Below are 26,370 nucleotides of genomic sequence, written 5' to 3' on the forward strand. Positions count from 1 at the left end.
TTTTCCAAGAAGTAAAACGGCGAACCTATCAATTTGGAAATTGTTTTAGAAACGCCGATCCAGAAACGGCCGAAACGTGGCTGCAGAGCTTCGCGTATTGCTGGAACAGGCTAATCTGAACAATGCCGACCGGGGATCACGATTCGTCGAGTCGGTTCCGGATCGATCGTACCCGGGGGCAGTATATCCGTCGCCGCGACACGAAATCCCGTCCTCGTCGGGCGAGCGATGCGGGAGTGAATCCGCGACAGCCGACGAAAGCCGCCGTATCGGGGCCTCAGTCGCCGATCGAGACGACCCCTTCGGTCGAGTCGAAGTGAACGCGGTGGTCCGGCGTGACGGTGAGGCTCACGCTGGCGACCGACGGGTCGGCCGCGGGGCGTTCGACTTCGAGGACGGACAGCCGCGGGCTCACGTCGGCGAGCCGTTCGTACGGCTTCCGGTAGTAGCCGTGGAGGTGGACGCCGTCGTCGACGTCCTCGACGCGCGCCCAGCGGTGGACGATCGAACTGGAGCCGTACCCGGATTCGACGACGATCAGCACGGCATCGTCGAAGTCGACCGCCTGGAGCGGATCGCGAGTCTCCTCGTCGACGGTCTCCATCTCGAGGACGTCGTCGCGCTCCGCAGCGGACGCCAGCAGCCTGACCCGGAACTCGCCGTCCGGGTCCGTCTCGGGGTCTGCCTCGTCCGGCACCGTGATCTCGTGTGGCGGTTCGTCGACGCGGTGATCCGTGTCGACGCGGTCGTCGGTTGTGTCGTCGGTCGTCCCGTCCTCGCTTTCCAGTGGAACGTCCGCCAGTTGCGCGCCCGGGATCGGACTGAACTCGAGCGACGGCGTCGTCGCCATGCCTTCGCCGAGGTAGTCGTCGTTCCACTCGTCGCTGTCGCCGTTTCCGCCGTCGTTCTGCCCGACGGTTCCGGAATCGCCGTCTCCCCCATCGTCGCTGGAGTCGTCGTCCGGTCCCGTCCCGGTACCGTTGGAGTCGGTTAGACAGCCCGCAAGCGCGAACGCGAACGTCCCGCACGCCGTCGTGAGTGCCGTTCGTCGGTGCATACGAGCATCACCGATCGAGACCGGCAAAGGCCTTCTCCAAGCTAAAAGAGCGCTTTCGGTGGGGATTCCCGACGGTCGATCGGACGAGCGTCGCCGACCCAGATTGCCCACGCACGGCCTCGAGCCCGATCGACGAGGCTCACATTCTTCCGTTCGGCCACCGGATTCACTCCCATGTCGAACACAGCGGACTCGTCCGACACCCCGGACGACAGCGTGCGCGTGTGGCTGGTCGAGCGGACCTACTCCGACGACGAACAGAACCTGATCATTCTCACCTACGCCACGCCCGACGGCGATCGGTACTTCCGGAAGGAACGCGCGCTCACGTCGTTTACCGACGTCCGCGACACGACCGCCGCCGTCGACGCCGATCCCGACAACCTCGGCGCGACCGACGATCCGGCCCTGCGAGAGCAGTACGCGGCCGAGGCGACGCGGATGGCGGAGACCCACGATCCCGACGACGTCATCTGACCCGGAGGCGTGCGGCGGTGGCCCGAGTCGCGACCCGCTGGCGACGCCGATCGGGTCAGATCGACGCCGTCCCGAGCGCGAACAGCGCCGTGACGATCGCCCCGACCGTCGGCCCAAGAAGCTCGAGGTCCGCTGCGGTCGCGACCGGGAGACACGCGGCCGCGGCGATCGCCGTGAGAAAATACTGTCAGCCGACGTCGTCGTTCGTGCCGCCCCCTCGGTCGGACGCCGACGCCGCCTCGAGGTACGGCCGGAACGTTTCGAGCCGATCGGTCGATCGGACGATCCCGCGGGGCTTGTCGTACTCGATGACGTCCGCCCGATCGAGTTCCGGCAGGTGTAACTGGTACAGCGGAACGTAGACGTACTGGCGCTGTGTCGGCGTCAGTTCGGCTACGGTCGTCTCGTGTTCGCGCGCGGCGACGTGGTCGGCGAGATCGCCCATCTTGACTGCGTCGTCTGCATCCAGCAGGTAGTGAATCGTCTCCCGCCGCCGGAACGGCTGGAGGATGCGGAACGCTTCGTCGGGAGACAGCGAGGGCGCTTCGGTTCCCGATTCCGTGGACGGGGCATCCGGGTCGCGGAAGGGGCGGTCTGTGGTTGTCATCCTCCTCGACCGAGTTCGGGGACCGCCGCTACCTAAACCTTTTTGTATAATTTAGTAGCATTGTATTTAAAGAAGTCACTAACGAACGTACCGTGGCGACGATCGATCCCCCGCCGACGCACCGAGTCGACCGAACCCGGATGCCGCTAGGAGATACCGCTCTTCCACGCGCCGTCTCGCGGCCGGTCGATGTTTCGCAGTCTCGCGGCCCTGTAATCATAGTTTTCCCAAATCACAATGGTATGCCTTCCAATTCCGAACTGCGTCGCGGAATAAATCGTACGGACGGGGCGTGGACTGAAACGATCGCAGTCCCTGTGAGCCGATACGACGCCGGTGACCGATCCGACGGTCCCGAGCGTAACGGGACGAGTCGATAAAAAGAGGGTGCGGTGTTCCGGGGCGATCGTCCCGTCAGTTGGTCGTGATGACTTCGATCACGTCGCGGGCCTCGACCGCGTAGTCCTTGCCGAGCTGGCGGTTCGATCGGCAGTCGATCGCGTGGAGGAACCCGTCGCCGATGTCCGAGTGGAGGCTGTAGGCGAAGTCCTCGGCGGTCGCGTTCGGCGGAATCAGGTAGCAGTCGGGAAGCACCTCGCCGCGTTCGTTCCCGAGGCCGTTCGCGCCGCCGGGGAAGACCGGCGTCACGCCCAGGACGTCGAACAGGGCTGTCTCGAGGGCCGCCTGGACGCCGGTCGCGCCGTATTCGTCGAGGAAGTCGCGGATTTGTTCGAGGCCCTGCTCCTGTTCGCCAGAGACGTCGCCCGTGATCTCGAAGTCGTCGTCGCCGGGACGGTACTCGACGACCCCGGCCTTGTCGGCCGACTTCAGCGCCTTCTCGGCGTGGGCGCTACAGGGGACGATCGTCAGGTGGTCGTACGCCGGATCGGTCGTGATCTCCTCGTAGTTCGCCTGGGCCTCGGGAGTGTCCATCTTGTTCGCCGCGATCACCATCGGCTTGGTCTCTTTGCGGATCTCGCGGGCGAGGGTTAGTTGATCCTCGTCCTCCCACGCCGCGGGTTCGAAGCCGACGTCGACCCGCCGGATGAGGCGCTTGATCTCGTCCTCGTTCGTCTTGAACGCGCTCATCTGCTCGGCGAGTTCCGCCTCGATCGCGTCGTCCTCGGTGGTGTAGCCCGACTCGTAGCGTTCGATCCCCTTCTCCAAGATCCCGAGGTACCACTGGTCGAGTTCCTGCTCGAGGAAGGCGATGTCCTCCCGCGGGTCGTGGCCCTCGGTCGGTTCGCCCTCCGCGTCCGTCTCGCCGGAGAAGTCGACGACGTGGACGAGGACGTCCGTCTCGTTCAGGTCCGTGAGGAACTGGTTGCCGAGGCCGGCCCCCTCGTGTGCGCCGGGAATGAGGCCGGCGACGTCGACGAGTTTCGTCGGGACGAACCGCATCCCGTCGTCGCAGTAGCCCACGTTCGGGGTACACTCCTCGTCGAACTCCGGCGCGGCGCACTCGACGCGGACGTAGGCCTCACCGACGCTGGGATCGATCGTCGTGAACGGGTAGGCCCCCTCGGGCACGTCGTTCATCGTTGCGGCGTTGAAGAAGGAGGACTTGCCGACGGAGGGTTTGCCGACGAGTCCGATGCGGTAACTCATTGGTCGGTCTGGGCGGGCACCGCCTAAACTGGTTTCTCTTCGAGAGTGCCGTGGGACGAACCAACGTGGCACGCGCTTACCGACCCGCAGTACGTCCCCCGCTGGCCGATCGAATCGGACGTCGCGTCGGATCGCCCTCAGACGTGCGTCGGCGCTTCGACGGTCGTCTCGATGTCGAGTTCGCTCGCGACGTCGTCGAGGAGGTCACCCTTGACTTCGGCGACCCGCCACCCGATCTCGGCGACCAGCGGCGGGTCGAACTCGTCGCGGATCGTCTCGAGGTGCGATCGCTCCGTCTCGACGCGTTCGCGGAGGTAGCGTGCGCCGCGGCCGTTCTCGTCGGGGTCGGGCGAGGGAGTGAGTTTGTTCGCGACGAGGCCGCGAACCGCGAACTCCTTCTCGCGGAGGTCGGCGATCGATCGCTCGGTCTCGTTCAGCGAGAGTTCGTCCGGGTTCAGGACGAGGAAGAAGGCGGCGTCGTCGCTCAGCGCGTTGCCGGCGAACTCGAAGAACTCCTTGCGGTCCTGCAGTCGGGCCAGGACGGGGTCGCCCTCCATGACGCGACGCGGTTCGTTGCTCCCGACCGCCGCCTTCTCGAAGAGGTCGATGCTCTGCCGGCGTTTGTACATGAGCCGATCGATCCACCCCTCGAGCAGGTCCGGCAGGCCGAGCAGGCGGAGCGTGCTCCCCGACGGCGCGGTGTCGAAGACGACCCGATCGTAGGCGTCGGCGTTGCGCATCACGTCGACGAACCGATCGAACAGCGCGGACTCGTACGCGCCGGGGGTGCCGTGGGCCATCTCCAGTTGGCGGTTGATCTCGTTGACCATCGCGGCCGAGACCTGTTCGGAGAGGTCCTGGCGGATCTCGTCTAGGTGCCGCGTGACCTCGTCCTCGGGATCGAGTTGCATCGCGTCGAGTCCGTCGATCCCCTCGACGGACTTCGGCGAATCGTCGAACGGCTGGTCGAACACGTCGGTGACGGAGTGGGCCGGGTCGGTCGAGACGACGAGCGTCCGGTGGCCGTCGCGGGCACAGCGAAGCCCGTAGGCGCACGAGACGGTCGTCTTGCCGACGCCGCCCTTGCCGCCGAAGAAGACGAACGGTTCCATCAGAAGTGGTACTGCTGGCCCTTTCGTTCGAGGAGCGTGCCGCGGTCCCAGAGCCGTCGCTCCCAGGACTCGAACTCGTCTTCGAGGAACGGGAGCAGTTCGGCGGTGTAGTACGAGACGGGCGAGGGGATCCCGAACGCGTCGGGGAAACACGCGAGCAGGAACGCGTCCTCGGCGTCTTCGGCCTCCTTTTCGATCTTCTCGTAGGACGGGTGCGAGATCATCCCGTGATAGAGCCCGCGGAGCCACTCCTCGAGCGTCGCCCGGAACGATTCGATCCGATCGGCCAGGTCCATGCCCGTACGTGCGGTTCCGGCGAGTAAAATCTGTCGAGGGACGCTTTCAAGGCGTCCGACTCCCAGTGTCCGGATATGGACGCCGACGAGACGATTCCGGTGACGATTCTCTCTGGAAGTCTGGGCGCTGGCAAGACGACGCTGCTCAACCACCTGCTGTCGACCGCCGGCGATCGGACGCTCGCGGTGCTGGTCAACGACATGGGCGAGGTGAACGTCGACGCGGAACTCGTCGCCGAGGGCTCCGAACTGGAACTCGACGACGGCGTCGCGGAACTCTCGAACGGCTGTATCTGCTGTGAGTTGCAGGACGACCTCGAGACGGCCGTCGTCAGGCTGGCCCGCGATCGATCCTTCGACCACCTCGTCGTCGAGTCGTCGGGCATCTCCGAACCCGCGCCCGTCGCGCGGCTGTTCACGACGGAGTCCCGCGTCGCCGCGCGCTACACGGTCGACACGCTCGTGACCGTCCTCGACACGCCCGCCTTCCTCGACGCCTTCGCCGGCGAGGCGGTTCCCGAACGCCGCGGCGAGGAGGCCGATCGGCCCCTCTCGGACCTGCTCGTCGATCAGGTCGAGGTTTCGAACGTCGTGTTGCTCAACAAGGCCGACCGGTGCAGCGAGGACGACCTCGCGGCGGCAGAGGAACTCGTCCACGCGCTCCAGCCGGACGCCGAGACGATTGGGACGGAGTTCTCGGCGGTCGATCCCGATCGCGTACTCGGTCGCGGGCTGTTCGACCCCGATCGGCTCTCGGAGTTGCCCGGCTGGAAACGCGCGCTCGAGGACGATCACGAGGATCACGTCGACGACCACGAGGACCACGGTGGCGGGGGCGAGCACGCCGACGAACACGACCCCGACGCCGAGCACACACACCACCATCCCGACGAGGTCTACGGCGTCTCCTCGTTCGTCTTCCGGCGTCGGCGGCCGTTCCACCCGGATCGGTTCGCGTCGTTCCTGCGCGATCTCCCGTCCGAAATCGTCCGCGCCAAGGGAACGGCGTGGCTCGCGGGCAACGAGATGCGGGTCGCGATCGCTCAGGCCGGGCCGTCGATCAGGGCCACCGCGCAGGGACCGTGGATCGCGAGCCTCCCCGAGATCGAACGCGACATGTACCGATCGAACCGACCGGACCTCGCGTGGGACGACGAGCACGGCGATCGGCGGACCGAACTCGTCTTCATCGGCACCGACTACGACGAATCGGCGCTCCGCGCGGCGCTCTCGGAGGCGCTCGTGACCGACGACGAGTGGGCGAGCGACGACTCCCTCGCGACCGACGACTCGTTCCCCGACGAGCAGGGCGCGGAGACGGTCGTCCGCGAACCCTGAGTTGCGTCAGCAGGCGCAACTCCGGCCGGTCGAGCGCTCGAAGCGCATCTCGTCGCCGCAGTCGGGACACGTCGGCGTCTCCTCCTGCGAATCGGCTCGCTCGTCCTCGAGATCGACGTCCCTGATCCGCACGCCGCAGTCGTCGCACCAGTAGGCCCCCTTGGAACCGTCCGTGGGGCGGTCCGTGGGTCCGGTCGAGTCGAACACCGCTTTCATCGAGTCGATGAATCCCATAGTCGATCGTTCGGCGCCGACCCTAACAATTCTTTGCAAGTGTGTCTCACACGTGCACGATCGATCGGGCGTGATCGACCCTACCCGCGAACGAGCAACGGGATCGCGAGCGCGACGATGAGCGCCACGAGGACGGGGATGAGGTAGAACAGCCGCTCGGCGCGGATCCCGGCCGGGACGAGATCGACAGCCTCCGGTCGGGCGGTCCACACCTGCCTGTAGTACGCACCGACGGTCACGAGGACGAAGAGCGCGGCGGACGCGGCGATCGATCGGTCGAGCGACGCGCCGAGTGCCTGTCCGTACAGGGGGCCGAACGACAGCAGAATCATGAACGCGAGGCCGGCGACGACGACGAACGGAACGGGATCGACCGGACTTCCCTGACGGTTCCGAGGGCGCATACTCCAGGGACGCCGTCGAACGGCAAAGAGCTAAGTGTTGCAGGCACAGTTGTCCCCTATGAGCGATCGGGATCAGGAAGCGGAGGGATTCAGCGAAGGCGTCGCGACCTCCCGGGGGGATCCCCGCGTCCTGTTTCTCATGAACGCGATCCTGTCGATCCTGTTCGGCTGGACGATCGTCTGGGGGCTCTCCTTCGTGGGAATCGTCGAGTTCGGATTCGTCAACGTCGCGACCGCGGCGATACTGCTGTTCGCGATGACCTACGCCGTGACGATGGCCTGATCCGGTCCCGAGAAACTGGGGCGTATCGAACGAGGTGACTACCGTCCGTAGATCAGTCGCTGTGCGGCGTCGTCGATCCGGGCGGTCACCCGTCCTGCCCATGCAGCGGGCGATACCCGCCTGAGCGTCTCGTCGTCGATCTCGATCGCGCCGTCGGCGAACGGATCGCGATCGGCGGTCTCGGCGTCCTCTTCGGATTCCACGACGTCGACCACCGACGACATCGCACACCGGCCGCAGGATTCGGTTTGCTTTCCTCCCATGGGACTCTCTTGCACGATAGTACGTCTCCAGGGGCTAAAACGTACCGCCCCGACGGCCCGGGCGGGCCAGTTCGCCGCCGCGTTCGGTCACCGACGAATATTTGCGATCCCGGTCGTTACGGGGTGGTATGGGATACCGAATCGTCGATCCGGACGCGATCGACCCGGCGCCCGATCGGCCCAGCGAGTGCCGGAAGCTGTCGGATCCGGCCGGACTCGAGACGATGGCGATCAATCGGTTCCGCGCGAAACCGGGCGAGGAACTTCCGCTTGCCTACCACTACCACGACACGCAACAGGAGGCGTTCTACGTCCTCTCGGGGACACTGGCGATCGAGACGCCCGACGAGACGTACGAGGTGCCGAGCGACCGCCTGTTCGTCGTCGATCCGGAACACCCCCAGCGCGCGTACAACCCGGCCGACGCCGACGATCCGGTGACCGTGCTGGCGATCGGCGCACCGCAAGCCGACGACGACGTACACGCCTACGACCCGGCCGACGCATGAGCGAGGGGGAATCGCCGACGGCCGACGACCTGCCCGCGGAGATCCGTGAGGCCGCACCGGAGTGGGCGGACGAGTACCTCGATCGGGTCGCCCACCGGCTGGTGTACAGTTACGATCTGGAGAAGAATTACCGCTACGGCGGCGAGCGGTGGGACCTCTACGGCGAGATGCGCGTGGTCAACCAGAAGCAGTTCTTCCACCCCGCGCTCTCCTACGCCGACCACGAGGCCGAGGAGTACGTCTTCGCCCGCCGGGAGTCCCGGCCGACCGTCGCGGAACTCGATCGACTCGTCGACCTGGGCCACGAGATCGCCGACGAGCGGATCGTCGCCGACGAGGAGCACTTCGGGACGGACGTGAGCTTCGTGCTCGTGGCCGACGAACTTCCCGACGACGTCCGCGGGTACGTGTCGGGCTTTCGCGATCGAACCCTGCTGAAGTTCGGCTACTACGGGCACTACGACGTGAACCTGGTCGTCGTCGTTCCCGACGACGAGGAGTGCGTCGCCAGCGAGGCCGCCGACGTCGCCGAGGCGTTCACGCTCTGGGACGACGTGAGCGAACCCGAGGTCGGCGTGCTGTCGCGATTCGCGAAGCGGTTCTGGCGATAGCGATCGGTGTCTCTCGGGCGCATCCGCACGCGTAGCTACGGTCGGCAAAAAACGGAAAATCGTGTTTGCTCGTTCTCAGTCGTCGCCCGGTGCGGCGGGCGCTTCCGGTTCGCGACGGACGTCCTGAATGTTCCTGTACCCGAGCCTGACCAGCGCGAGCGCCAGTCCGATCAGGACGAGGCCGATCGCCATCTGCACGATCGCCGAGATCGTCGCCTCGGTGGTTCCCGCCCCGCCCTGAATCAGGTTCAGGTAGAGGTTCTCGTAGAACACCAGGATCGAGAGGCCGAGGACGGTGATCGTCACCATGATCGCCATCGGGACGCCGGTCGAGATGAGCTGCTTGCTGTCGTCCCAGTTGGCCAGCCAGACGGTCGCGGTCAGCAGCGCCAGCGCGGCGAGCAGCTGGTTCGCGCCCCCGAACAGCTGCCAGAGGACGACCCACTGGCCGGAGACGACGAGCAGGTACGCCGGAACGGTCTGGACGATCGGGTTCGTGTACCGTCCGCGAGCGAACGACGCTGGATTGGCGTTCAGTCCGGTGTCGGTCCGGCCCGCAGGCGTGCCGACGATCTCTTCCATCATGTACCGGCCGAGGCGGACGGCCGTGTCGGTCGACGTGAGCAGGAAGCTACACAGCACCAGCGCCATGAACACGGCACCGACGTTCTCGGGAACGCCGAGGCTGGTGAGGATGAGCCCACCACCGGACGCGAAGTTCGGCAGTGCGGCACCGATTCCACCGGCGGGATCCGCGAAGCCCCACACCGCGAGCGTCGAGAGCGCGACCGCGGCGAGCAGCCCCTCGCCGAGCATCCCACCGTAGCCGATCAGGCGGGCGTCGGTCTCCTTGTCGAGTTGCTTCGCGGTCGTCCCCGAGGAGACCAGCGAGTGGAACCCGCTGATCGTCCCGCAGGCGATCGTGATGAACAGCAGCGGGAACAGCGGCGCGTACCCGGCCGCTTCGACGCCCCAGAACCCTTCGAACGCGCCGATCGAGCTGTCGATGACGAGCGGTTCGGACGAGGTTCCGAGGAACGTCCCGACGATGATCGCGACGATCGCCCCGCCGACGCCAGTGTACAGCAGGAACGACGACAGGTAGTCACGCGGCTGGAGCAGGACCCACACCGGGAGCGCGCTCGCGATGGCGGCGTACAGCATCACGATCGGGATCCAGGCTGCGGTGTTCCCGCCGAGATCGGCCGCACCAGGTACCCACTCGCCGGAACCGCCGATCAACACGATCGTTCCGGCCGGGTAGTCACCGGCGAACAGCGCCAACGGGTACTGGATCCCGACCCAGACGGCCGCGAACACGCCCACGACGAACACGATCGTTCCGGGAATGAACGGGCCGTTGAACTGGTACAGGTAGACCCCGAACACGAGCGCCAGAGCGATATAAATGAACGACGCTGTCACGACCTGTGGGAACGCGTTGAACACGATCCCCACGACGAGCGCGAACACGGCCACGACCAGGATGATCGTCAGGAACGCGAACCACAGCAACATGTTCTTGCCGCTCTTGCCGACGTACTCGCCGATCATGTAGCCGATCGACTTCCCCTCGTGGCGCAGACTGCCCGACAGCGAGACGAAGTCGTGAACCGCGCCCATCAGCGGGTTACCGATCGCGATCCACAGCAGGGCGGGAACCCAGCCCCAGATTGCCCCGGCCGTGATCGGGCCGACGATCGGAGCGCCCCCCGCAATACTCGAATAGTGATGCCCCAGTAAGACCGGTTTCTTCGACGGGATGTACTCCTGCCCGTCCTCGTACTTGTGTGCCGGTGTCTCTCGATCCTCGTCGAGTTCGACGAACTGTGTGAGATACCGCGAGTACCCCACGTACCCCACTGTGAACGTTACCAGTACCGCGGCAACGATCCAAATCACCTGTGTCATGCTAGTTCCAAACAAATCCAGTGAGTGCGAGAACCTTAATAGTTGTTTATTTTTCTCGCCGGAGCTCGACGAATATTTTCTAACTGAGGCGTTAGCCTCCGTATAGAAGAATAATTGTCGATTTGACTGGTTGTCTATGTCGATCGCTCGTCGGCCGATCGCTCACCCGGCGATGGCACTCCATCCCCATCCGGCCAGCGCGAGTACGACGAGTGCCAGGACGGCGAACACGCCCCACTGCTGGGCCCCGGTATCCGCGACCGGTGCGAGGAGGTCGACGAGCCCCGTCGCCTGCATCATCCCGAGTGCGAGCAACAGCAAGCCGAAGATCGAGACGACGGCGACGCCGACCCAGTTTCGGAGCATCCACTGGTCCTCTTCTTTCGCCTCACGTTTGGTGTTCGTGGGCTTCTCGGTCGGCTCCCGATCGGGTTCGGACATACGCCGGGCTAGCAGCGAGGCAGGGGAAACGGTTCTACCTGCAGGTTCCGGCCGTACCGTGGGGGGCCGTCCCCACGGTCGGCGTCAGTCGAGGACGGCTTCCAGCGCGTCCATCGTCCGGTCGACCCGATCGACGCGGGCGTTGTGACCCATGTGTCCGATCCGGAGGATGTCGTCCTCGAGGTCGCCGAGACCGGTCGCGAGGACGATGTCGTGGTCCTCGCGCATCGCCCGCTGCAACTCGCCGGCCCGGCCGTCGACCGAGAGCGCGGTCACGGTCGGCGACGAATCGCGTTCCTCGGCCGGGTATCGCTCCAGGCCGAGGTCGGCGGCGCGCTCGCGACACCGCCGCGCCGCCGTCTCGTGGCGATCGAAGACGGCGTCGAGCCCCTCGTCGAGAAGCAAGTCGACCGCCGCGTCGAGGCCGTACAGGTTCGCCGTGAGGTGAGTGTAGGGGAACCACTCGTCCTCGGCCGCCGTCCGCCACGGTTCGAGGTCGGCGTAGTAGGTCTCGTTCTCGACCGTCTCGATGCGCTCCCAGGCCCGATCGCTGATCGCACACGTCGTCAGGCCCGGCGGCGCGCTGAAACACTTCTGGCTCGCCCCGAGACAGACGTCGATCTTCCCCGTCGGAACCGGCGTCCCGCCCAGCGAGGAGACGGCGTCGACGACGCTGATGATGCCCCGATCGGCGAGCAGGTCGAGGATCGGGTCGAGGTCGTTCAGCGTCCCCGTCGGCGTCTCGCAGTGGACCATCGTCGCCACGTCGAACGCCTCGTCGGCGTCGTCGAGACGCGCCTCGATCGTCCCGCGATCGAGCGTCCCCTCCCAGGGCACGTCGCAGACGACGGCCTCCCCGCCGTACTGCTCGACGAAGTCGGCGAACCCCTCGCCGTACAGGCCGTTCGAGAGGCACAGCACTCGATCGCCGCGATCGACCAGCGAGGCGACGGCGGCCTCGAGGCCGAGGATCCCCTCACCCCCGAGGACGACGACGTCCCGTCGTTCGGTCGCTTCCCTCGAAGACCCGCCGCTCCGGTCCGCGTGGTAGATCCTCGCCAGTTTGTCCGTCAACTCGCGGTAAAACGCGACGAACTCGGGTTCGACGTCCGGGTTCGGGGTCGGTTCGGCCATCCGCTGGCGGATCGCCGCCGGGACCTCGGTCGGGCCCGGCGTCATCCGCAACGTCTCCGTCGATCGGTCTGTCACGTCTCGACAGGCACCACCCTGTCAAATAAACCCCTATCGTCTCGCTCGCCGCGCCGGCGTCGCAGCCGCCCGCGGACGATCGGCGTCGCCGGAAATATCCCGATCGAGAGTCGGTCGATCTCCTCGACGTCGAAGGCGCCGTGGCAGACGAACCGGTCGACGGTGTCGCGGTTCAACTGGCAGCCGCCGGCCGCTCGCTCCCAGAGCGGGTTCAGGACGTCTTGCCCGGCGGCGCGCCAGCCGTCGGCCCTGACGTGCTCTATGAAGCGCAACTCGCCGCCGGGTTTCAGCACTCGCGCGACCTCGTCCAGCGCCGCGTCGGGGTCCGCGATCGTACAGAAGACCAGGCCGGCGAGGACGACGTCGAAGGCGTCGTCGGGATAGGGTAACGACTCGGCGCGAGCGTCCCGGAGGTCGACGGGGCAGCCGACCTCGCGCGCTTTCCGCGCCGCCCGCCGGCGCATGTGGGGATCGGGTTCGATCGCGTGGAACTCGACCTCGTGGTCGCTCGCCGCGACGTGCGGGACGTTCGCCCCCGTTCCCGCGCCGACGTCCAGCACTCGCCCGGAGAGGTCGGCCGTCAGGTACCGTCTGTGCGGGGCGAACAGGGCCCGCTCGGGGACGACCCAGTCGTACACCGCGGCCACCAGCGGGTGTGAAACCTCGTCGGTCGACTCGCTACAGGTCGTTCGGGTCCCGTCGTGAGTGGACATCGCGTACGCCGACCGACGGGGGACAGCGGGAAACCGGTTGTGCTCCCGAACTGGTGGCCCGTCGGCCGCGTGCCCGCGCTCACCGAATCGTATCCGGAATCCGATCGATCACGTCGGTCGCGACGACGCCGGGGCCGAACTCGGCCGTCGCCAGTTCGCCGGCCTTGCCGAGCACCCACGTCCCGAGTTCGGCCGCCGCGGCGCGATCCATTCCCCGGCCGAGCAGGGACCCGACGATGCCGGCCAGCGTGTCGCCGGAACCGGCGACGGTGGGCGCCGACGTCTCCGTCTCGTTCCGACTGCGCTCCCCGTCGGCGACGATCTCGTCGACGTCGCCCGTCAGCGCGACGACCTCGTAGATCGGATCGGCGACGAACGCGCGGACGTGGTCGGACCCGGTCCGGAGTGCCGCTCGCCCGACGAGCGCGGGCTGGTTGGGGTACTCGATCGCCCCGCCGCCGACGCCGACGCGACCATTGTCGTTCCCGCCCTCGGAGACGTTCGAGAGCGTTCGTTGCAGGCGTCCCATAACAGGATTCCCGCCGGTCGACTGGTAGGCGTTCGGCAGGCGTGTTCCGGTCGCCCGCCCCGACGTATGCCACGTCAAAACATAGTGGGTGGGCCTCGTAGCGCCACCCATGTTCGACGATCGAACGGACGCCGGCGAACAGCTCGCAGCGGACCTCGAGCGGCGCGGCTTCGAGGCGGACGTCGTCCTCGGCATCCCGCGCGGGGCGTTGCCGGTCGCTCGACCCGTCGCGGACGCGCTCGACGCCGACCTGGACGTCGTCGTGGCCCGAAAGATGGGCGCGCCGGGGAACCCGGAACTGGCGATCGGCGCGGTCGCGAGCGACGGGAGCGCCTGGTACAACGACGACCTCATCGATCGGCTGGGCGTGGACGCCGCGTACCTCGACGAAATTCGCGAAGAAGAAGCCGAGAATGCGGCCGAAAAGGCCGATCGCTACCGGGACGCGCCGGGCCTGCCGGACCTCGCGGGCGAGCGCGTGGTGATCGTCGACGACGGCGTCGCCACGGGCGCGACCGCCATCGCCTGTCTCCGGCAGGTCCATGAGTCCGACGCCGAGTACGTCGCGCTCGCCGTCCCCGTCGGCTCGCCCCGATCGATCGCGGAGCTTGAGGACGAGGCCGACGAGGTGATCGCGCTTCAGACGCCCGAGAACTTCCAGGCGGTCGGCCAGTTCTACCGGACCTTCGGACAGGTAACCGACGAGGAGGCGATCGAGTACCTCGATCGGGAGTAGCGGGCCGGTTAAGGATCAGGGCCAGAGGCCGCGCATCTCGTGAGCCCCGTTGATCCGCGAGAGGGCGACGATGTAGGCGGCGTCGCGCCAGGTCACGTCCCGGGCCTCGACCTCCTCGCGGACGGCGTCCCAGGCCGCGACCATCTCGGCCTCGAGTTCTTCCTGGACCCGATCGAGGCTCCACGTGCGGCGGTTGATGTCCTGGAGCCACTCGAAGTAGCTCACGGTGACGCCGCCGGCGTTTGCGAGGATGTCGGGGAGGACGTGGACCCCGTTCTCGGCGAGGATCGCGTCGCCGGCGAACGTGGTCGGGCCGTTGGCCCCTTCGACGACGTACTCGGCCCGCACGTCGTCGGCGTTGTCCTCGGTGATGACGTTGCCGACGGCCGCCGGCACGAGCACGTCGACGTCGAGCGCGAGCAGTTCGTCGTTCGTGATGCGGGTTCCCGTGGCGTTGTCGGTGACCGCTTCAGGCTCCTCGTCGTGGGAGGGGATCCCGGCCACGTCGATCCCGGCCGGGTCGTATACGGCCCCGTTGACGTCGCTGATCGCGACGACCGTCGCGCCCCACTCGTCGAGCAGGCGGGCGGCGTTCGCGCCGACGCTCCCGAAGCCCTGGACGGCGACGGTCGTCTCCTCGATCGCGTCGTCGTAATAGTCGAGCGTTTCGCGGGTGACGATCGCGACGCTCCGGCCGGGCGCTTCCTCGCGACCGCGACTGCCGCCGACCGCGGGCGGTTTCCCGGTGACGACGCCGGGCGTGGTCTCGCCCTCCTGCATGCTGTAGGCGTCCATCAGCCAGGCCATGGTCGCCGGATCGGTCCCCATGTCGGGGGCGGGGATGTCCGTGTTCGGGCCGATCACGTCGCGGATCTCTTGGGTGAACCGGCGCGTGAGCCGTTCCTTCTCGTCGTCGCTCAGGGACTTGGGGTCGACGACGATCCCGCCTTTCGCGCCTCCGAAAGGGATGTCCATCACGGCGCACTTCCAGGTCATCCACATCGCCAGGCCGACGCACTCGTCGCGGGTCACGTCGGGATGATACCGGAGGCCGCCCTTGTACGGCCCGCGAACGCTGTCGTGCTGGGCACGGTAGCCGGTAAAGACGTCGACGCTCCCGTCGTCGCGCTCGAGCGGGACGGTCACCTCGTGGATCGCACACGGGTATCTGAGCCGCTCGAGGACGGTGTCGTCGATCTCGAGATAGTCAGCCGCGCGGGCGAGTTGCCGACGAGCGGTCTCGAGCGCCGTCTCGGGATTCTCGTCCGGCGATCGCTGTGGCTCCGGGTTCGGTGTCGAACGCTGGTGAGACGCCATCGCTACTCGATCGGTGTCCGTCGATTACGCATGTCGGCCCCACACTCCGGACACGTGCCCGGTGCCGACGCGCTGACGACGGTCCCGCAACTGAAACACTCGTAGGTCGATTCGTCCTCGGGATCGTAAGTGACGTCTTTCATGGTAGTCACGACGAACGGATCGGGGGCGATCGTCGCATTAGTATTCTACTAGGGATATTAGGATGAGTGTGTCCCTCAGATAACTAGCCCTCGTCGGAAATGGGGGTTCACTATTCAACGGCTGGTGCAGTATTTGCCGGGAGCCCCACCTCGTCGAACAGGACCTCGAAGAGTTTTCGCTGGACGGTCCGGGTATGACGGTAGAACGCGGCCGGGGAGATGTCGAGCGTCTCCGCGACCTCTTCGCCGGTTTTCGCCCGCGGCGACTCGAAGTAGCCGCCGTAGTACGCCAGCTGGACGACCTCGAGCTGGCGATCGGTCAGTCGATCGAGCAGCGTCGTCCGGAGGTCGCGGGCGGTGGTCCGGTCGACGGTCCGCTTCGATCGGAGTTCGATGTCGTCGAAGGCGTTCGAGACGACGGCCGCGCCACCCCGCTCGTCGACCGTACTCGGGACGTCGACGACGACGCGTGCCTCCTCCGGCGTCGCCTCGACGCTTCGCAACACGACGCCGTGATCAGCGAGCCGCAGCGCGAGAAACGGCCGCGACAGCTCCAGGAGGACGGCACCGCCGTCTCCGGTCCCGTTTCCATCGCTCGCGGCACCGTCGCCGGTGATCACCTGCGCGTCTTCGACGGCGACGAGCCCGGCGGCTGCGGTCGCGACGACCTCCGGGGACGCCCCCTCGACCGTCACGAAGACGGACGCCCCGTCTTCGTGCTGGCGGACGCCGCCGTCGAACGAAAGCCGGGCGTCGGCCTCCCGCGCGAGCCTGGCGAAGACGAACCCGTCGTCGTGGACGACGAACTCGAAGCGCGTCCGCGAGTCCGTCACCAGCGCGCGTTTGCGCTCGACCGCGGCGATCGCGGCCGCGATCGTCCCCCCGAGTTCCGCGAGGACGGCCCGCGTCGTCTCGTCGAACGCGTCCGGTCGATCGGCGTAGACGGTCAACACGCCGTAGGCGAACTCGTCGTACGCGAGGGGGACGCTCGCGACCGACTGGTAGTCCCGCGCGAGCGCGGCCTCGCGCCACGGGTCGTCGTGGAGCCGATCGACCACGTTCGAGACGACGGTGACCTCGCGTTCGGCGGCGGTCCTGATCGCGGGCTCGGTCCCGTGCCGGAGGTCGAGACGGACGCTGTCGAGGTAGTCTCGCCCCCGCTCCGTCCCGCTGTGGGCGATCGACTCGAGCCGTTCGTCCGCCGGGTCGGTCGTGCCGATCCAGGCGAACGAGAACCGATCGGCCGAGGTGAGCCGTTCGCAGACCGCCTCCTCGATCTCCCCGCGGGTTTCCGCCCCGACCAGCGCCTGGTCGATCTCCCTGATGATCTCGTTCAACCCGTCGAGCCGCGAGAGCGTCCGGTTCTGGCGCTTGAGTTCCCGATCGCGCTCCCGGAGCCGTCGCTCCCGCTCGACGCGATCGAGCGCCGCCTCCGCGGTCGCTGCGAGCAGGTCCGCCAGTTCCCGGGTGACCTCGTCGAAGGCGTCGACGTCGGCCGACCCCGCGACGAAGACGCCGTGATCGCCCAACGGGACGAATCCGGCGCTCCGGACGTCCGTCGTCGGATCCGAGAGGGTGGGTGACTCGTGGACGTCGGCGAAGAATCGCGACTCGCCCTCGACGAAGACCTGCCCGGAGATCGTGTCGGCGTTGGCCCGTCTGGGCGAGAACGGGCCGTGAAGCCGCTCCATCGCCGCCGAGGTGGCGGCCGGCCGCAACACGTTTTCGTCGGTGTCGAACAGGAACGCGGCGCTGGCCTCGAGGTCGAGCACGTCCGCCGCATCCGTGACGATCCGATCGGCGATCTCGCGATCGGTCTCGGCGTAGAGCAGTTCCCGGGCGGTCCCGTGCAGCGCCGTCAGCGCCTCCTCGCGGCGCTTGCGTTTCGTCACGTCACGACAGCTGTAGAGGAGCGTCCCGCCCTGGATCGAGACCTCGCGGACGTTGACCAGCAGGGTGTGTTCTCTCCCTGCCTTGTCGGTTGCCGTACACTCGAGGTTCGTCAGCACCCCTTCCTCGGCGAGGCGGTCGCGATCGAAGAGGTCCGGTTCGAGGAGGTCGTCGATCGTCCCCATCTCGTGGATCTCGTCGTCCGTGTAGCCGAAGATGAAGTGAACGTTCGGGCAGACGTAGGTGAACCCTCCCTCGTCGTTCGTGATGAGGACGGTGTCGGTCATCTCGTTCAGCGTCACGCGGTGGAGTTCCTCGGATTCGCGCAGTTCCGCCTCCAGTCGGACCCGCTCGGTGACGTCCGTCGCCTCGGCCAGCAGCGAGACGACCGTCCCCGACTCGTCCCGGACCGGTCGGATGGTCACCTCGTGGGTTCGCGGCCGCGACCCGCCGCCGTCGTCCGTCCCGGTCCGGGTCAGTTCCCGGTACGCGATCGTCCCGTCCGCGGCGCGCTCGACGGCAGTCCGGATCGTCGATCGCCCGTCCTCGGTTCGGTCCCACCAGGGGAGCGTCCAGAACCGTTCCCCGCGGACGTCCCGTTCGGTCGCGTCGATCGCCCCGAGGGCGGCGTCGCTGGCCCGTCGAACCCGGCCGTCGGGTTCGAGGACCCACGAGTACGCTCCGGGGTCCTCGAAGACCGTCTCGAACTGCCGCGCCCGCGCTCGCCGCTCCCGGCGGTCCCGTCCCCGATCGACGGCCCGGTCGACGGCCGCCGCGAGCGCGTCCGGCCCGTCCTCGCGCGGGACGTACTCGGTGACCCCGGCGGCGATCGCCTCGCTCGCGAGCGCCTCGTCGCCGTCGGCCGGCGCGAGCACGACCGGGAGCGCGGGGTCGCGCTCGCGGATCGACTCGAGCAGGTCGAGGCCGGTCCCGTCCGGGAGCGTCCCCGCGGTCAGGACGCAGTCGATCGTGACCGCGTTCACGGTCTCGACGGCCTCGGTCGCGGTCGATACCTCGCGGACGTCGTCGACGCCGTCGGTCGCGACGGCCGCCGCTTCCGCCTCGAACCCGACGACGAGGAGAGTGGTGTGGATCCCTGCGGTACCCATTCGTCGCCACTATGCACGTCACGGGATAGAAGGTATCGGTTATCGTGTCGATCGTGCACACGTATCTCTCGATCGAAGGGCGACGCTCCGCGACTCCGGTTCCAGCGTCGTGGGCCGATCCCTCCGACCGGGCCGGCCAGCCATCGGTATGCGGACAGCGTGAAGACGATGCGGGCCCTCGGGACGACCAGCGAAGGGCACTACGATGACGCGAGATCACGAGACGCGAATCGACGACGACGTCGTCGACGCGATCGCATCGCTCGGAAATCGACGGCGACTCGAGATACTGGTCGCACTGGCCGATCGGGCCCGAGAAGTGGGCGTCGACGGCCACCCGATGACGTTTACGGACCTGTACGACGCGGTCGACGTCGACAGCACGTCGCAGTTTTCCTACCACCTCGATCGGCTGGTCGGCGAGTTCGTCGTCGAGACGTCCGAAGGCTATCGACTCACCTACGGCGGCGACCGGATCGTTCGCGCGATCCGATCGGACCGCTACGCGAGCGCGACGTCGTTCGAGGATCGGGCCGTCGACGGGGCGTGCGTGCTCTGCGAGGGGGACGAACTGGCCGCGTCCCTCGTCGACGGCCGATTCGTCGTCCGCTGTCGCGCGTGTAACGCGACGCTCGTCACGGACTACTTCCCCCGGAGTCAGGCGCGCCACCGAACGGCCGCGGAGATCGTCGACAGCTTCGGCTACCGGATCTGGAGCACGGTGATCCTGATCCAGGGCGACGTCTGCCCCGAATGTTACGGGGTCGTCGACACGCGCGCCAACGATCCCGTGGGCGGGAGCCGATCGTTCCCCGTCCACGTCAGCACCTGCCGCGAATGCGGCCTCGTGATCACGCTCCCGGTCGAGGTAACGGCCGCGTTTCACCCGGCGGTCGTGGGATACTTCTGGAGCCACGGCATCTCGCTGTTTTCCCTGCCGCTCTGGGAGTTCTTCGAGTGCACCACCACCGGGGCCGTGCGGACCGACGTCGTCTCCGAGGATCCGTTCGCCGCGACGATCGAGTTCGCGTTCGACGACGGGACGCTGGCGATCGACGTCGACGAGCACGGCGTCGTCGACCCGGTCGATCCGGTATCGTAGCGCACCCCCCGGCCGTTCCGTGGCCGGTCGGTGATCGCCGATCGAACGGTGCGACCGCGTCGCCGTGCGCTCAAAGATATTTGAGTAGGGGCGCTGTCAATATGTAATCACAATAACAATACTTTTCCACGGGTACGGTCTTGGTCGTGCCATGAGTCGCGTTCCACCGGCCGCGAACGGCCGGACGGAGTACCGGGGTGGTGAGTATGGCCGCGATTGAACTCGACGGCCTCACGAAGCGGTTCGGCGACGTCGTGGCCGTCGACGACCTCGACCTGACCGTCAGGGAGGGCGAAATCTTCGGCTTTCTCGGCCCGAACGGCGCGGGGAAGTCGACGACGATCGACACCCTGCTCGACTTCATCCGCCCGACCGCGGGGAGCGTGACCGTACTCGGCCACGACGCGCAGAGGGAGGGCGAGGCGGTCCGGCGACGGACGGGCGTCCTACCCGACGGTTACCACGTCTACGATCGGCTCACGGGCCGCCAGCACGTCGAGTTCGCGATCGAGATGAAAGGTGCGGACGAGGACCCGATGGCACTGCTCGAACGGGTCCGGATCGCCGACGCCGCCGATCGGAAGGCGGGCGGCTACTCGAAGGGGATGCGCCAGCGCCTCGTGCTCGCGATGGCGCTGGTCGGTGATCCCGACCTGCTCGTCCTCGACGAACCCTCGACCGGCCTCGATCCGAACGGGGCCCGCGAGATGCGCGAGATCATTCGCGAGGAGAACGCCCGCGGGACGACCGTCTTCTTCTCGAGTCACGTCATGGAGCAGGTCGAGGCGGTCTGCGATCGCGTCGCGATCATCGACGACGGCCACCTCGTCGCCGTCGACACGATCGACGGGCTTCGCGACGCGACCGAAACCGGGGAGACGCTGTACGTCTACGCCTCGTCGCTCGACGAGGAGATCGTCGAGCAGACCGCGGCCCTCGACGGCGTCGGGAGCGCCTCGATCCAGGACGGCCGCCTCAGAGTGACGGTCGACGGCGTCTCGAAGTTCGCCGTCCTGCACGCGATCGACGCCGAGGTGGTCCCCATCCAGGACTTCTCGGTCGCCGAATCGTCGCTCGAGGACCTGTTCGTCCGCTACACGACCGAGGAACGGGAGGTGGAAGTATGACCTGGGGAACGATCGCGAAGAAGGACTTCCGGGACGCCATCCAGTCGCGAGCGCTGTGGGCGCTCGTCGCCATCTTCGTGGTGCTGTCGGTCGTCTCGACCTACGCCTACGTCGAGGCCCCCGCGTTGCTCGGCTCCTCGACGGAGGCCACCTTCGGCGGCCTGATCTTCTTCACGATCGGACTCGTCGGCCTGTTCGTGCCGCTGTCGGCGATCGTGGTCTGCTACAAGTCCCTCGCCGGCGAGCGGGAACTCGGGAGCATCAAACTGTTGCTCTCGCTCCCGACGAACCGGCGGTACGTGTTCGTCGGCAAACTTCTCGGCCGGGCCGGGGTGCTCGCGTTCGGCCTCGCCGTCGGGCTAGTGGTCGGCCTCGGGATCGGGGCCGCGCTCCTCGGTGAGATCGACCTCGCGGCGACCCTGCTCTTCGTACTCGCCACGCTGGCCTTCGCGGCCATCTACGCGGCTATCGTCGTGAGCCTCTCCGCGACGACCGGATCGACGTCGCGGGCGACGACGCTGGCGCTCGGGTTCTTCGTCGTCTTCGAACTGCTCTGGGACGTCGTTCCGATGGGGATCCTCTACGTCGTCGAGGGATTCACGCTCCCGGCACAGCCGCCCGACTGGGTGTTCTTCGTCATGCAGCTCTCGCCCTCGTCGGCGTACCTCTCGTCGGTCGTCGCGCTGTTACCTGCTCTCGCCGACGTCGCCGGGGCCGAACCCGACGCCGGTGTCGGCGTCGAAGCCGGCCCGGAGGCGGCGGAGCCGTTCTACGCCTCCCCCGAGGTCGGACTGCTCGTGCTCGCGCTCTGGCTCGTCGTGCCGTTCGTCGTCGGCTACTCCCGGTTCGACGCCGCCGACCTCTGAATCGAGCAGTCTCTCCTCCCCTGAAAACGGCCGGCAGGCGTATTTCGACCTGACGTCCCGCATGGGAATCCAGCCCGTCTCGGGCTCGACCCGATCGGCGAGGAAGGCGTTCAGGACGGCCCCGAGGAGCAGGCAGAGCCCGCCGAGATACACCCACGTGAGGGTCAGCAGGATCGCGCCGGCGATTCCGAACAACGCGACGCTCTCGGCGGTCGCGACGTAGACGCGAAAGCCGATCGCTAGCGCGGTCCACGAGAGCGCGACTGTCCCGGATTCTGCCATACCCTGACGACGTCGGCCCGACAAAAATCGATTCGACCGGAAATCTCTCGGATGCGGCCAGTGTGTCGACGACTTCGGACGCGATCAGCGCGTCGACGACTCGTCGTGGACGATCGACCGGACGTGACCGACGACGCCGCTTTTCAGTTCGACCTCCGGCCCCTCGGGTTCGTCCCCGTAGATCGTGCCGATTTCGCCGACGATCGGTTCCGTCTCCGTCGACTGGACGTCCCGGTCGCCCTGGACGATTTCGACGGTGAGTCCCTGTCGCAGTTCGTCTGCGGTCGGACGCTCTTCGGACATGGGTAGCGGTGTGGCGGGTCCGGCGAAAAGGGTGCTGCCTGCAATCGCGTCGGTGGCCGGCAATAGGGCGCCGACGATCGGTCGACGTAGGTGTCTCTCCGGGCGTCCCGATCGAGACGCTCCCCGTGCCGGATCGCGATGGTTACCGTTTCGTGATGATATCCGTACTCTCGCAGTCGGGACACTGGGTCATTCGGCCGAGTTTCGGGACGTCGATTCGGAGCCACTCGTCGGCACCGCCGGGTGCCTCGAACCCACAGTTCCGACACCGCGAGTGATCGAGCGTCGCAGATTCACCTGCCATACACCGTCATATGTGATAGAGTAGCATATATGTTGGTCCCCGTTTCACGGGGCCGGTACCGACCGCCGGCGACGCGTGCTCGCGGGGTCGTCACTCGCCGATCGACGCCGGGTGCGGTCCGCGCCGGCCGGGGATCGGCCGGGCGACGGACCGCGAGTGACAGGGTTGGATGGCTTGTGATGCGTGTGACACGGCGTCAGTTCGACCCGATCGGCGACGGCCCGACGAATCGATTCCGTCGGCCCGGACCGGCCCGCGTCCGTGTCTGGTCGGAGATCGACTCGTCGCTCTCGTGCGTCTCCTCGTACGTGACCACCGGATCCGCCGCGTCGCGTTCGAGGGCGTCGAGGCGGTCGAAGACGTCGATCGTTCGATCGCCGTCGCGACACGGGGCGACGTGGACGAGTTCGCCGTCGGCGAACTCCGCGAGGGCGATCGTCGGCAGTCTGCACACTTCGTATCGGGTACCCGTAATCGAGGACTCGACCGTTCGGGTCCGAAAGAACGGGACCAGGGAACGGCCCGTCCGCTTCGCCCACCGTTCGAACGCGTCGAGCCTGGCTTCGATCGTCCGTAGCTGCGGGATTCGTCGTGATCGGCCCGTCCGCTCGACCTGTTTCCCCCAGACGCCGATCTCGATCGCGTCGATCGGTGCGGACGATTCGAGCGCTTCGACCCGTTCGAGCGCCCGCTCCTGGGTCGGTCCGGTCGTCACGGGGGCGAACGAACGGATCCACAGCTCGACCGTCTTCGATGTGGGTTGGTGGTCCGACACGAGTGATCTCCGTGGAGGCTGTCCACGAAGAGGTAAAAAAGCGTTTGGCCCGATGTCAGGGCTTGTGAACGTTTGCCACAAACACGCTCGAGACGGCCCAGATCGGTCGACTTGTCGTGGTCGACCACGGATATGTCGGGCAGTATCACGGTGTTACGATCGGTGACACGTTCGGCCCACGGGTCGGCGTAGTACGTTCAGCACGGAACTCGAACCAGCGCAGGCCTCAGCGTCGAGCGTAGACGAGCATCGTCCCGGCGATCGCGGCGACCGCGACCAGTGCGCCGAACCCGGGGATCGAGTCGTCCGTGTCGCCGGTTTCGGTGTCCGCCTGCTCCTCCGTCTCGTCTCCCTCGACCTCCTCGTCGTCGGCGTTCGGATCGACGCCTTCGACGGTCACCGCCTCGGCGGTCGTTCCCTCGGCGACGGTGGTCAGTTCGCGGTCACCGGCCTCGTCGATCGGTACCGTCGCGGAACCGTCGGCCGCCGTCGTCGCAACCGCCTCGCCGTCGAGGCGGACCTCGGCACCCTCGATCGGTTCGTCGTACTCGTCGGTGACGTCGACGCCGACGGTTTCGCCGACGAGAACGCGTTCGTTCGTCGACTCGATGGTCACTGCAGGTGCCCGCTCGACCTCGTAGCTGACGGTGCGATCGGATTCGCCGACGTCGACGGTCCGTTCGGGTTCGCCGTAGCCGTCTTTCTCGACGACGGCGGTGTACTCCGTGTTGACGTCGAGCGGAATGGTTCGCTGACCGTCTTCGTCGGTCGAGACGGTCGCGTCGTGGTCGCCGTTCTTGCGAAACGCGACGTCCGTCTCGAGGGGTTCGTCGAGGTAACTGTCGACGACCGTGACCGAGACGTCGACGGTCCCCGACTCCAGTTCCACGGACGTCTCGTCGGTCGTGGCGAGGTCGACGACCGCGGACGCGTCGTAGTAGCCCGTCTGTTCGACGACGACGTTGTACTGCCCTTCCTCGATGCCCTCGGCCGTGACCGTCCCGTCACCGCCGGTCGTTCCCGTAGCGGCCGGCCGATCGTCGTCGATCTTGGTGAGCGTGACCGTCGCCCCGTCGATCGTGGCCTCGCCGTCGGTAACCGAAACCGTCGCGGTGGTTTCGGGGAAGAGTTCGACCGTGACGTCGGTGTGGCTCCGTACGGTGCCGATCGCTTTCGGATTGTTCTGGACGAGGTCGTCGTCCTCGACGGTAATCGAGACGTTCGCGTCGCTCGGGACGTCGATGAGCGTCTGGCCGTTCGCGGCGGTCTCTTCCGTCTTCTCGCCGCCGTCCCACGACACGATCACCGTCGCGTCGGCGACGTCGTTACCGTCGTCGTCGACGACGTGTGTGCTTACCGTCACTTCCTCGCTCGCCCCGACGGCGCCCGCGGTGAGCGTCGACGTCGAGAGGAGACATATCGTGACAAACAGGACGGATCGATACATACGAGCGGATGGATACCGCAATTACTTAAATTTCTCTCAGCTGAACTGTCGCTTTCGGAGGAACCTCCGGGCGATCGTCAGTGTCGAACTGGGACGCACACATTGACGGTCCCGGACCGCCAACCCTTCCCCGATGACAGTTTCGCGCACCGTCGAACTCGAGGGTCACATCATCGACTCGGGGACGATGGGCAATTGTTTCGGGGTCGTGATGGACATGGGCGGCGAGTTCGAGGTCGAGGAGTTCGAAGTCGGCCGCCACAAACACGAAGAGACGTTCTGCCGGATGCGGGTGCTGGCCGATACCGAGGAGGATCTACAGGCGATCCTCCACGAACTCAACCAGCAGGGTGCGACCGTCGCCGATCCTCGCGACGCCACGCTGGAGGCCGCACCCGACGATCAGGTCGTCCCCGTCGACTTCTACTCGACGACGAACCACCCGACCTACGTCCGTGTCGACGGCGAGTGGGTCGCAGTCGAGGACGTCGAGATGGACTGTGCGCTGGTGGTCGAACGGCCCGACGACGACGGCCCCCGCGTCACCACGAAAGTGCTCAACGCCGTCGAGGAGGGCGACCTCGTCGTCACCGGCGACACCGGGATTCGCGTCGAACCGCCGGAACGACCGCGCAACGGGGGCGGTTCCTTCGGCTTCATGCAGGGCGGGGTCTCCAGCGAGCGCCCGTCCGCGTCGCTGATCGAGGAGATCGCCGACGAGATGCGCGAGGTCCGCGAGAACGACGGCAACGTGCTCGTCGTCTGCGGCCCGGCGATCGTTCACTCCGGCGGCCGGAACGCCCTGGCCGACCTCGTCCGCGCGGGCTACATCGACGCGCTGTCAGCCGGCAACGGCTTCGCCGTTCACGACCTCGAACGCGACCTGTACGGCACCTCGCTCGGGGTCGACACGGAGTCGCTCGAACACCCCCGAAAGGGCCACAAACACCACATCTACACGATCAGCGAGATCGTCCGCGTCGGCGGCATCCCCGAGGCCGTCGAGGAGGGCATCGTCGACGAAGGCGTGATGTACGAGTGCGTCACGAACGACGTTCCCTACGTGCTCGCCGGATCGATCCGTGACGACGGCCCGCTCCCGGACACGATCACCGACGCGATCGAGGCCCAGGACGCGATCCGCGACCAGGCCCACGAGGCCGATCTCGTGCTCATGCTCTCGACGCTGTTGCACTCCGTCGCCGTCGGGAACTGCCTCCCCTCCACGACGAAGACCGTCTGCGTCGACATCAACCCCGCCACGGTCACCCAACTGCTCGATCGCGGCAGCGCCCAGGCGATCGGGATGGTCACCGACATCGGGACGTTCATTCCGATGTTGCGTGACGAACTGCTCGAGTAACCCG

General features: G+C 67.0%; 30 protein-coding genes and 1 pseudogene. 10 read left to right on the forward strand and 21 right to left on the reverse strand.

The annotated features are described in order from the left end of the window. Positions 1-277: 277 nt before the first annotated feature. Positions 278-1,057 carry a hypothetical protein gene (locus AC6I6X_RS00005; protein ID WP_497928465.1) on the reverse strand — a complete coding sequence of 260 codons (780 nt, stop codon included), beginning with the start codon at positions 1,055-1,057 and terminating at the stop codon, positions 278-280. A gap of 174 nt (positions 1,058-1,231) precedes the next feature. Between AC6I6X_RS00005 and AC6I6X_RS00010 the strand changes: the two genes are divergently transcribed. Next, complete coding sequence (locus AC6I6X_RS00010) at positions 1,232-1,534, forward strand: DUF7967 family protein (RefSeq protein WP_497928466.1); 303 nt, start codon at positions 1,232-1,234, stop codon at positions 1,532-1,534. Between the two features lie 187 nt (positions 1,535-1,721). Here the strand turns inward: AC6I6X_RS00010 and AC6I6X_RS00015 are convergent, their stop codons facing one another. The 4 genes from AC6I6X_RS00015 to AC6I6X_RS00030 form a co-directional block, all read right to left on the reverse strand. Beyond that, positions 1,722-2,141, reverse strand: a complete 420-nt coding sequence (locus tag AC6I6X_RS00015; RefSeq protein WP_497928467.1) for a DUF7344 domain-containing protein — start codon at positions 2,139-2,141, stop codon at positions 1,722-1,724. A gap of 414 nt (positions 2,142-2,555) precedes the next feature. After that, positions 2,556-3,749, reverse strand: a complete 1,194-nt coding sequence (locus AC6I6X_RS00020) for a redox-regulated ATPase YchF (protein ID WP_497928468.1) — start codon at positions 3,747-3,749, stop codon at positions 2,556-2,558. A gap of 137 nt (positions 3,750-3,886) precedes the next feature. Then, entirely contained in the window at positions 3,887-4,861 is a 975-nt protein-coding gene (locus tag AC6I6X_RS00025) for an ArsA family ATPase (RefSeq protein ID WP_497928469.1), read from the reverse strand. Further along, positions 4,861-5,157 carry a DUF7990 family protein gene (locus AC6I6X_RS00030; protein WP_497928470.1) on the reverse strand — a complete coding sequence of 99 codons (297 nt, stop codon included), beginning with the start codon at positions 5,155-5,157 and terminating at the stop codon, positions 4,861-4,863. Before AC6I6X_RS00030 ends, AC6I6X_RS00025 begins: the two co-directional genes overlap by 1 nt. A 75-nt stretch (positions 5,158-5,232) precedes the next feature. On the opposite strand from AC6I6X_RS00030, the gene AC6I6X_RS00035 reads away from it, so the two are divergent. Further along, on the forward strand, positions 5,233-6,495 hold the full coding sequence (locus AC6I6X_RS00035) for a CobW family GTP-binding protein (RefSeq protein WP_497928471.1): 1,263 nt from the start codon (positions 5,233-5,235) through the stop codon (positions 6,493-6,495). 6 nt (positions 6,496-6,501) lie between these two features. Here AC6I6X_RS00035 and AC6I6X_RS00040 read toward each other — a convergent pair whose 3' ends face one another. Beyond that, positions 6,502-6,729, reverse strand: coding sequence for a hypothetical protein (locus tag AC6I6X_RS00040; RefSeq protein ID WP_497928472.1), 228 nt, complete (start codon positions 6,727-6,729; stop codon positions 6,502-6,504). Positions 6,730-6,809: 80 nt separating this feature from the next. After that, positions 6,810-7,133 carry a hypothetical protein gene (locus tag AC6I6X_RS00045; RefSeq protein ID WP_497928473.1) on the reverse strand — a complete coding sequence of 108 codons (324 nt, stop codon included), beginning with the start codon at positions 7,131-7,133 and terminating at the stop codon, positions 6,810-6,812. Positions 7,134-7,191: 58 nt separating this feature from the next. Between AC6I6X_RS00045 and AC6I6X_RS00050 the strand changes: the two genes are divergently transcribed. Then, entirely contained in the window at positions 7,192-7,416 is a 225-nt protein-coding gene (locus AC6I6X_RS00050) for a DUF8107 family protein (protein ID WP_497928474.1), read from the forward strand. A gap of 38 nt (positions 7,417-7,454) precedes the next feature. Here AC6I6X_RS00050 and AC6I6X_RS00055 read toward each other — a convergent pair whose 3' ends face one another. Continuing rightward, positions 7,455-7,679 (reverse strand): DUF8007 family protein, encoded by a 225-nt coding sequence (locus AC6I6X_RS00055; protein WP_497928475.1) that lies wholly within the window; start codon positions 7,677-7,679, stop codon positions 7,455-7,457. A gap of 128 nt (positions 7,680-7,807) precedes the next feature. On the opposite strand from AC6I6X_RS00055, the gene AC6I6X_RS00060 reads away from it, so the two are divergent. Both AC6I6X_RS00060 and AC6I6X_RS00065 read left to right on the forward strand, forming a co-directional pair. Continuing rightward, entirely contained in the window at positions 7,808-8,188 is a 381-nt protein-coding gene (locus AC6I6X_RS00060) for a cupin domain-containing protein (protein ID WP_497928476.1), read from the forward strand. Then, positions 8,185-8,799, forward strand: coding sequence for a DUF8052 family protein (locus tag AC6I6X_RS00065; RefSeq protein ID WP_497928477.1), 615 nt, complete (start codon positions 8,185-8,187; stop codon positions 8,797-8,799). Before AC6I6X_RS00060 ends, AC6I6X_RS00065 begins: the two co-directional genes overlap by 4 nt. 75 nt (positions 8,800-8,874) lie before the next feature. Here AC6I6X_RS00065 and AC6I6X_RS00070 read toward each other — a convergent pair whose 3' ends face one another. From AC6I6X_RS00070 to AC6I6X_RS00090, 5 genes are all read right to left on the reverse strand, one after another. Continuing rightward, positions 8,875-10,710 (reverse strand): carbon starvation CstA family protein, encoded by a 1,836-nt coding sequence (locus AC6I6X_RS00070; protein ID WP_497928478.1) that lies wholly within the window; start codon positions 10,708-10,710, stop codon positions 8,875-8,877. 162 nt (positions 10,711-10,872) lie between these two features. After that, entirely contained in the window at positions 10,873-11,151 is a 279-nt protein-coding gene (locus AC6I6X_RS00075; RefSeq protein WP_497928479.1) for a hypothetical protein, read from the reverse strand. 84 nt (positions 11,152-11,235) lie between these two features. Continuing rightward, positions 11,236-12,330 carry a pyridoxal-phosphate-dependent aminotransferase family protein gene (locus tag AC6I6X_RS00080; RefSeq protein WP_497929622.1) on the reverse strand — a complete coding sequence of 365 codons (1,095 nt, stop codon included), beginning with the start codon at positions 12,328-12,330 and terminating at the stop codon, positions 11,236-11,238. 26 nt (positions 12,331-12,356) lie between these two features. Continuing rightward, on the reverse strand, positions 12,357-13,073 hold the full coding sequence (locus tag AC6I6X_RS00085) for a class I SAM-dependent methyltransferase (protein ID WP_497928480.1): 717 nt from the start codon (positions 13,071-13,073) through the stop codon (positions 12,357-12,359). A 79-nt stretch (positions 13,074-13,152) separates the two neighbouring features. Next, positions 13,153-13,602, reverse strand: coding sequence for an NAD(P)H-hydrate dehydratase (locus AC6I6X_RS00090; RefSeq protein WP_497928482.1), 450 nt, complete (start codon positions 13,600-13,602; stop codon positions 13,153-13,155). Positions 13,603-13,711: 109 nt separating this feature from the next. Here AC6I6X_RS00090 and AC6I6X_RS00095 point away from each other — a divergent pair, with 109 nt between their 5' ends. Further along, positions 13,712-14,338, forward strand: a complete 627-nt coding sequence (locus AC6I6X_RS00095; protein ID WP_497928483.1) for a phosphoribosyltransferase — start codon at positions 13,712-13,714, stop codon at positions 14,336-14,338. A gap of 15 nt (positions 14,339-14,353) precedes the next feature. Here the strand turns inward: AC6I6X_RS00095 and gdhB are convergent, their stop codons facing one another. The 3 genes from gdhB to AC6I6X_RS00110 form a co-directional block, all read right to left on the reverse strand. Next, positions 14,354-15,655, reverse strand: a complete 1,302-nt coding sequence (gene gdhB / locus AC6I6X_RS00100) for a glutamate dehydrogenase GdhB (protein ID WP_497928484.1) — start codon at positions 15,653-15,655, stop codon at positions 14,354-14,356. A gap of 2 nt (positions 15,656-15,657) precedes the next feature. After that, positions 15,658-15,798, reverse strand: a complete 141-nt coding sequence (locus tag AC6I6X_RS00105; RefSeq protein WP_497928485.1) for a rubrerythrin-like domain-containing protein — start codon at positions 15,796-15,798, stop codon at positions 15,658-15,660. A gap of 110 nt (positions 15,799-15,908) precedes the next feature. Next, the gene (locus tag AC6I6X_RS00110) at positions 15,909-18,797 is read right to left on the reverse strand and encodes a bacterio-opsin activator domain-containing protein (protein ID WP_497928486.1); all 2,889 of its coding nucleotides are present in this window, start codon (positions 18,795-18,797) and stop codon (positions 15,909-15,911) included. Between the two features lie 205 nt (positions 18,798-19,002). Between AC6I6X_RS00110 and AC6I6X_RS00115 the strand changes: the two genes are divergently transcribed. The 3 genes from AC6I6X_RS00115 (at position 19,003) to AC6I6X_RS00125 (ending at position 21,892) form a co-directional block, all read left to right on the forward strand. Further along, a complete protein-coding gene (locus AC6I6X_RS00115; RefSeq protein WP_497928487.1) occupies positions 19,003-19,899 on the forward strand; it encodes a winged helix-turn-helix domain-containing protein in 897 nt (298 codons plus the stop codon). 206 nt (positions 19,900-20,105) lie between these two features. After that, on the forward strand, positions 20,106-21,026 hold the full coding sequence (locus AC6I6X_RS00120) for an ABC transporter ATP-binding protein (RefSeq protein WP_497928488.1): 921 nt from the start codon (positions 20,106-20,108) through the stop codon (positions 21,024-21,026). Continuing rightward, a complete protein-coding gene (locus AC6I6X_RS00125; protein ID WP_497928489.1) occupies positions 21,023-21,892 on the forward strand; it encodes an ABC transporter permease in 870 nt (289 codons plus the stop codon). The genes AC6I6X_RS00120 and AC6I6X_RS00125 overlap by 4 nt, the downstream gene beginning before the upstream one ends. Positions 21,893-21,931: 39 nt before the next feature. Here AC6I6X_RS00125 and AC6I6X_RS00130 read toward each other — a convergent pair. From AC6I6X_RS00130 to AC6I6X_RS00150, 5 genes and pseudogenes are all read right to left on the reverse strand, one after another. Further along, positions 21,932-22,153, reverse strand: a pseudogene (locus AC6I6X_RS00130) (YhjD/YihY/BrkB family envelope integrity protein); the annotation flags it as partial. A 105-nt stretch (positions 22,154-22,258) separates the two neighbouring features. After that, positions 22,259-22,477: a DUF2196 domain-containing protein gene (locus AC6I6X_RS00135; protein WP_497928490.1), complete on the reverse strand. Its 219-nt coding sequence runs from the start codon at positions 22,475-22,477 to the stop codon at positions 22,259-22,261. Between the two features lie 142 nt (positions 22,478-22,619). Continuing rightward, complete coding sequence (locus tag AC6I6X_RS00140) at positions 22,620-22,781, reverse strand: hypothetical protein (RefSeq protein WP_250140169.1); 162 nt, start codon at positions 22,779-22,781, stop codon at positions 22,620-22,622. Positions 22,782-22,977: 196 nt separating this feature from the next. Further along, positions 22,978-23,556, reverse strand: a complete 579-nt coding sequence (locus AC6I6X_RS00145) for an HTH domain-containing protein (RefSeq protein ID WP_497928491.1) — start codon at positions 23,554-23,556, stop codon at positions 22,978-22,980. A 226-nt stretch (positions 23,557-23,782) separates the two neighbouring features. Continuing rightward, complete coding sequence (locus AC6I6X_RS00150; RefSeq protein WP_497928492.1) at positions 23,783-25,003, reverse strand: PGF-CTERM sorting domain-containing protein; 1,221 nt, start codon at positions 25,001-25,003, stop codon at positions 23,783-23,785. A 133-nt stretch (positions 25,004-25,136) separates the two neighbouring features. Between AC6I6X_RS00150 and AC6I6X_RS00155 the strand changes: the two genes are divergently transcribed. Next, on the forward strand, positions 25,137-26,366 hold the full coding sequence (locus AC6I6X_RS00155) for an ornithine cyclodeaminase, nickel-pincer nucleotide-dependent (protein ID WP_497928493.1): 1,230 nt from the start codon (positions 25,137-25,139) through the stop codon (positions 26,364-26,366). The last annotated feature ends 4 nt before the right edge of the window (positions 26,367-26,370 follow it).

This window comes from Halosolutus sp. YCN4 (assembly GCF_059736495.1).

What these genes read in the sequence shown, in the direction of transcription:
- AC6I6X_RS00005 (WP_497928465.1), bottom strand. Translation starts at nt 1,057, where the DNA reads ATGCACCGACGAACGGCACTCACGACGGCGTGCGGGACGTTCGCGTTC.
- AC6I6X_RS00010 (WP_497928466.1), top strand. Translation starts at nt 1,232, where the DNA reads ATGTCGAACACAGCGGACTCGTCCGACACCCCGGACGACAGCGTGCGC.
- AC6I6X_RS00015 (WP_497928467.1), bottom strand. Translation starts at nt 2,141, where the DNA reads ATGACAACCACAGACCGCCCCTTCCGCGACCCGGATGCCCCGTCCACG.
- AC6I6X_RS00020 (WP_497928468.1), bottom strand. Translation starts at nt 3,749, where the DNA reads ATGAGTTACCGCATCGGACTCGTCGGCAAACCCTCCGTCGGCAAGTCC.
- AC6I6X_RS00025 (WP_497928469.1), bottom strand. Translation starts at nt 4,861, where the DNA reads ATGGAACCGTTCGTCTTCTTCGGCGGCAAGGGCGGCGTCGGCAAGACG.
- AC6I6X_RS00030 (WP_497928470.1), bottom strand. Translation starts at nt 5,157, where the DNA reads ATGGACCTGGCCGATCGGATCGAATCGTTCCGGGCGACGCTCGAGGAG.
- AC6I6X_RS00035 (WP_497928471.1), top strand. Translation starts at nt 5,233, where the DNA reads ATGGACGCCGACGAGACGATTCCGGTGACGATTCTCTCTGGAAGTCTG.
- AC6I6X_RS00040 (WP_497928472.1), bottom strand. Translation starts at nt 6,729, where the DNA reads ATGGGATTCATCGACTCGATGAAAGCGGTGTTCGACTCGACCGGACCC.
- AC6I6X_RS00045 (WP_497928473.1), bottom strand. Translation starts at nt 7,133, where the DNA reads ATGCGCCCTCGGAACCGTCAGGGAAGTCCGGTCGATCCCGTTCCGTTC.
- AC6I6X_RS00050 (WP_497928474.1), top strand. Translation starts at nt 7,192, where the DNA reads ATGAGCGATCGGGATCAGGAAGCGGAGGGATTCAGCGAAGGCGTCGCG.
- AC6I6X_RS00055 (WP_497928475.1), bottom strand. Translation starts at nt 7,679, where the DNA reads ATGGGAGGAAAGCAAACCGAATCCTGCGGCCGGTGTGCGATGTCGTCG.
- AC6I6X_RS00060 (WP_497928476.1), top strand. Translation starts at nt 7,808, where the DNA reads ATGGGATACCGAATCGTCGATCCGGACGCGATCGACCCGGCGCCCGAT.
- AC6I6X_RS00065 (WP_497928477.1), top strand. Translation starts at nt 8,185, where the DNA reads ATGAGCGAGGGGGAATCGCCGACGGCCGACGACCTGCCCGCGGAGATC.
- AC6I6X_RS00070 (WP_497928478.1), bottom strand. Translation starts at nt 10,710, where the DNA reads ATGACACAGGTGATTTGGATCGTTGCCGCGGTACTGGTAACGTTCACA.
- AC6I6X_RS00075 (WP_497928479.1), bottom strand. Translation starts at nt 11,151, where the DNA reads ATGTCCGAACCCGATCGGGAGCCGACCGAGAAGCCCACGAACACCAAA.
- AC6I6X_RS00080 (WP_497929622.1), bottom strand. Translation starts at nt 12,330, where the DNA reads ATGACGCCGGGCCCGACCGAGGTCCCGGCGGCGATCCGCCAGCGGATG.
- AC6I6X_RS00085 (WP_497928480.1), bottom strand. Translation starts at nt 13,073, where the DNA reads ATGTCCACTCACGACGGGACCCGAACGACCTGTAGCGAGTCGACCGAC.
- AC6I6X_RS00090 (WP_497928482.1), bottom strand. Translation starts at nt 13,602, where the DNA reads ATGGGACGCCTGCAACGAACGCTCTCGAACGTCTCCGAGGGCGGGAAC.
- AC6I6X_RS00095 (WP_497928483.1), top strand. Translation starts at nt 13,712, where the DNA reads ATGTTCGACGATCGAACGGACGCCGGCGAACAGCTCGCAGCGGACCTC.
- gdhB (WP_497928484.1), bottom strand. Translation starts at nt 15,655, where the DNA reads ATGGCGTCTCACCAGCGTTCGACACCGAACCCGGAGCCACAGCGATCG.
- AC6I6X_RS00105 (WP_497928485.1), bottom strand. Translation starts at nt 15,798, where the DNA reads ATGAAAGACGTCACTTACGATCCCGAGGACGAATCGACCTACGAGTGT.
- AC6I6X_RS00110 (WP_497928486.1), bottom strand. Translation starts at nt 18,797, where the DNA reads ATGGGTACCGCAGGGATCCACACCACTCTCCTCGTCGTCGGGTTCGAG.
- AC6I6X_RS00115 (WP_497928487.1), top strand. Translation starts at nt 19,003, where the DNA reads ATGACGCGAGATCACGAGACGCGAATCGACGACGACGTCGTCGACGCG.
- AC6I6X_RS00120 (WP_497928488.1), top strand. Translation starts at nt 20,106, where the DNA reads ATGGCCGCGATTGAACTCGACGGCCTCACGAAGCGGTTCGGCGACGTC.
- AC6I6X_RS00125 (WP_497928489.1), top strand. Translation starts at nt 21,023, where the DNA reads ATGACCTGGGGAACGATCGCGAAGAAGGACTTCCGGGACGCCATCCAG.
- AC6I6X_RS00135 (WP_497928490.1), bottom strand. Translation starts at nt 22,477, where the DNA reads ATGTCCGAAGAGCGTCCGACCGCAGACGAACTGCGACAGGGACTCACC.
- AC6I6X_RS00140 (WP_250140169.1), bottom strand. Translation starts at nt 22,781, where the DNA reads ATGGCAGGTGAATCTGCGACGCTCGATCACTCGCGGTGTCGGAACTGT.
- AC6I6X_RS00150 (WP_497928492.1), bottom strand. Translation starts at nt 25,003, where the DNA reads ATGTATCGATCCGTCCTGTTTGTCACGATATGTCTCCTCTCGACGTCG.
- AC6I6X_RS00155 (WP_497928493.1), top strand. Translation starts at nt 25,137, where the DNA reads ATGACAGTTTCGCGCACCGTCGAACTCGAGGGTCACATCATCGACTCG.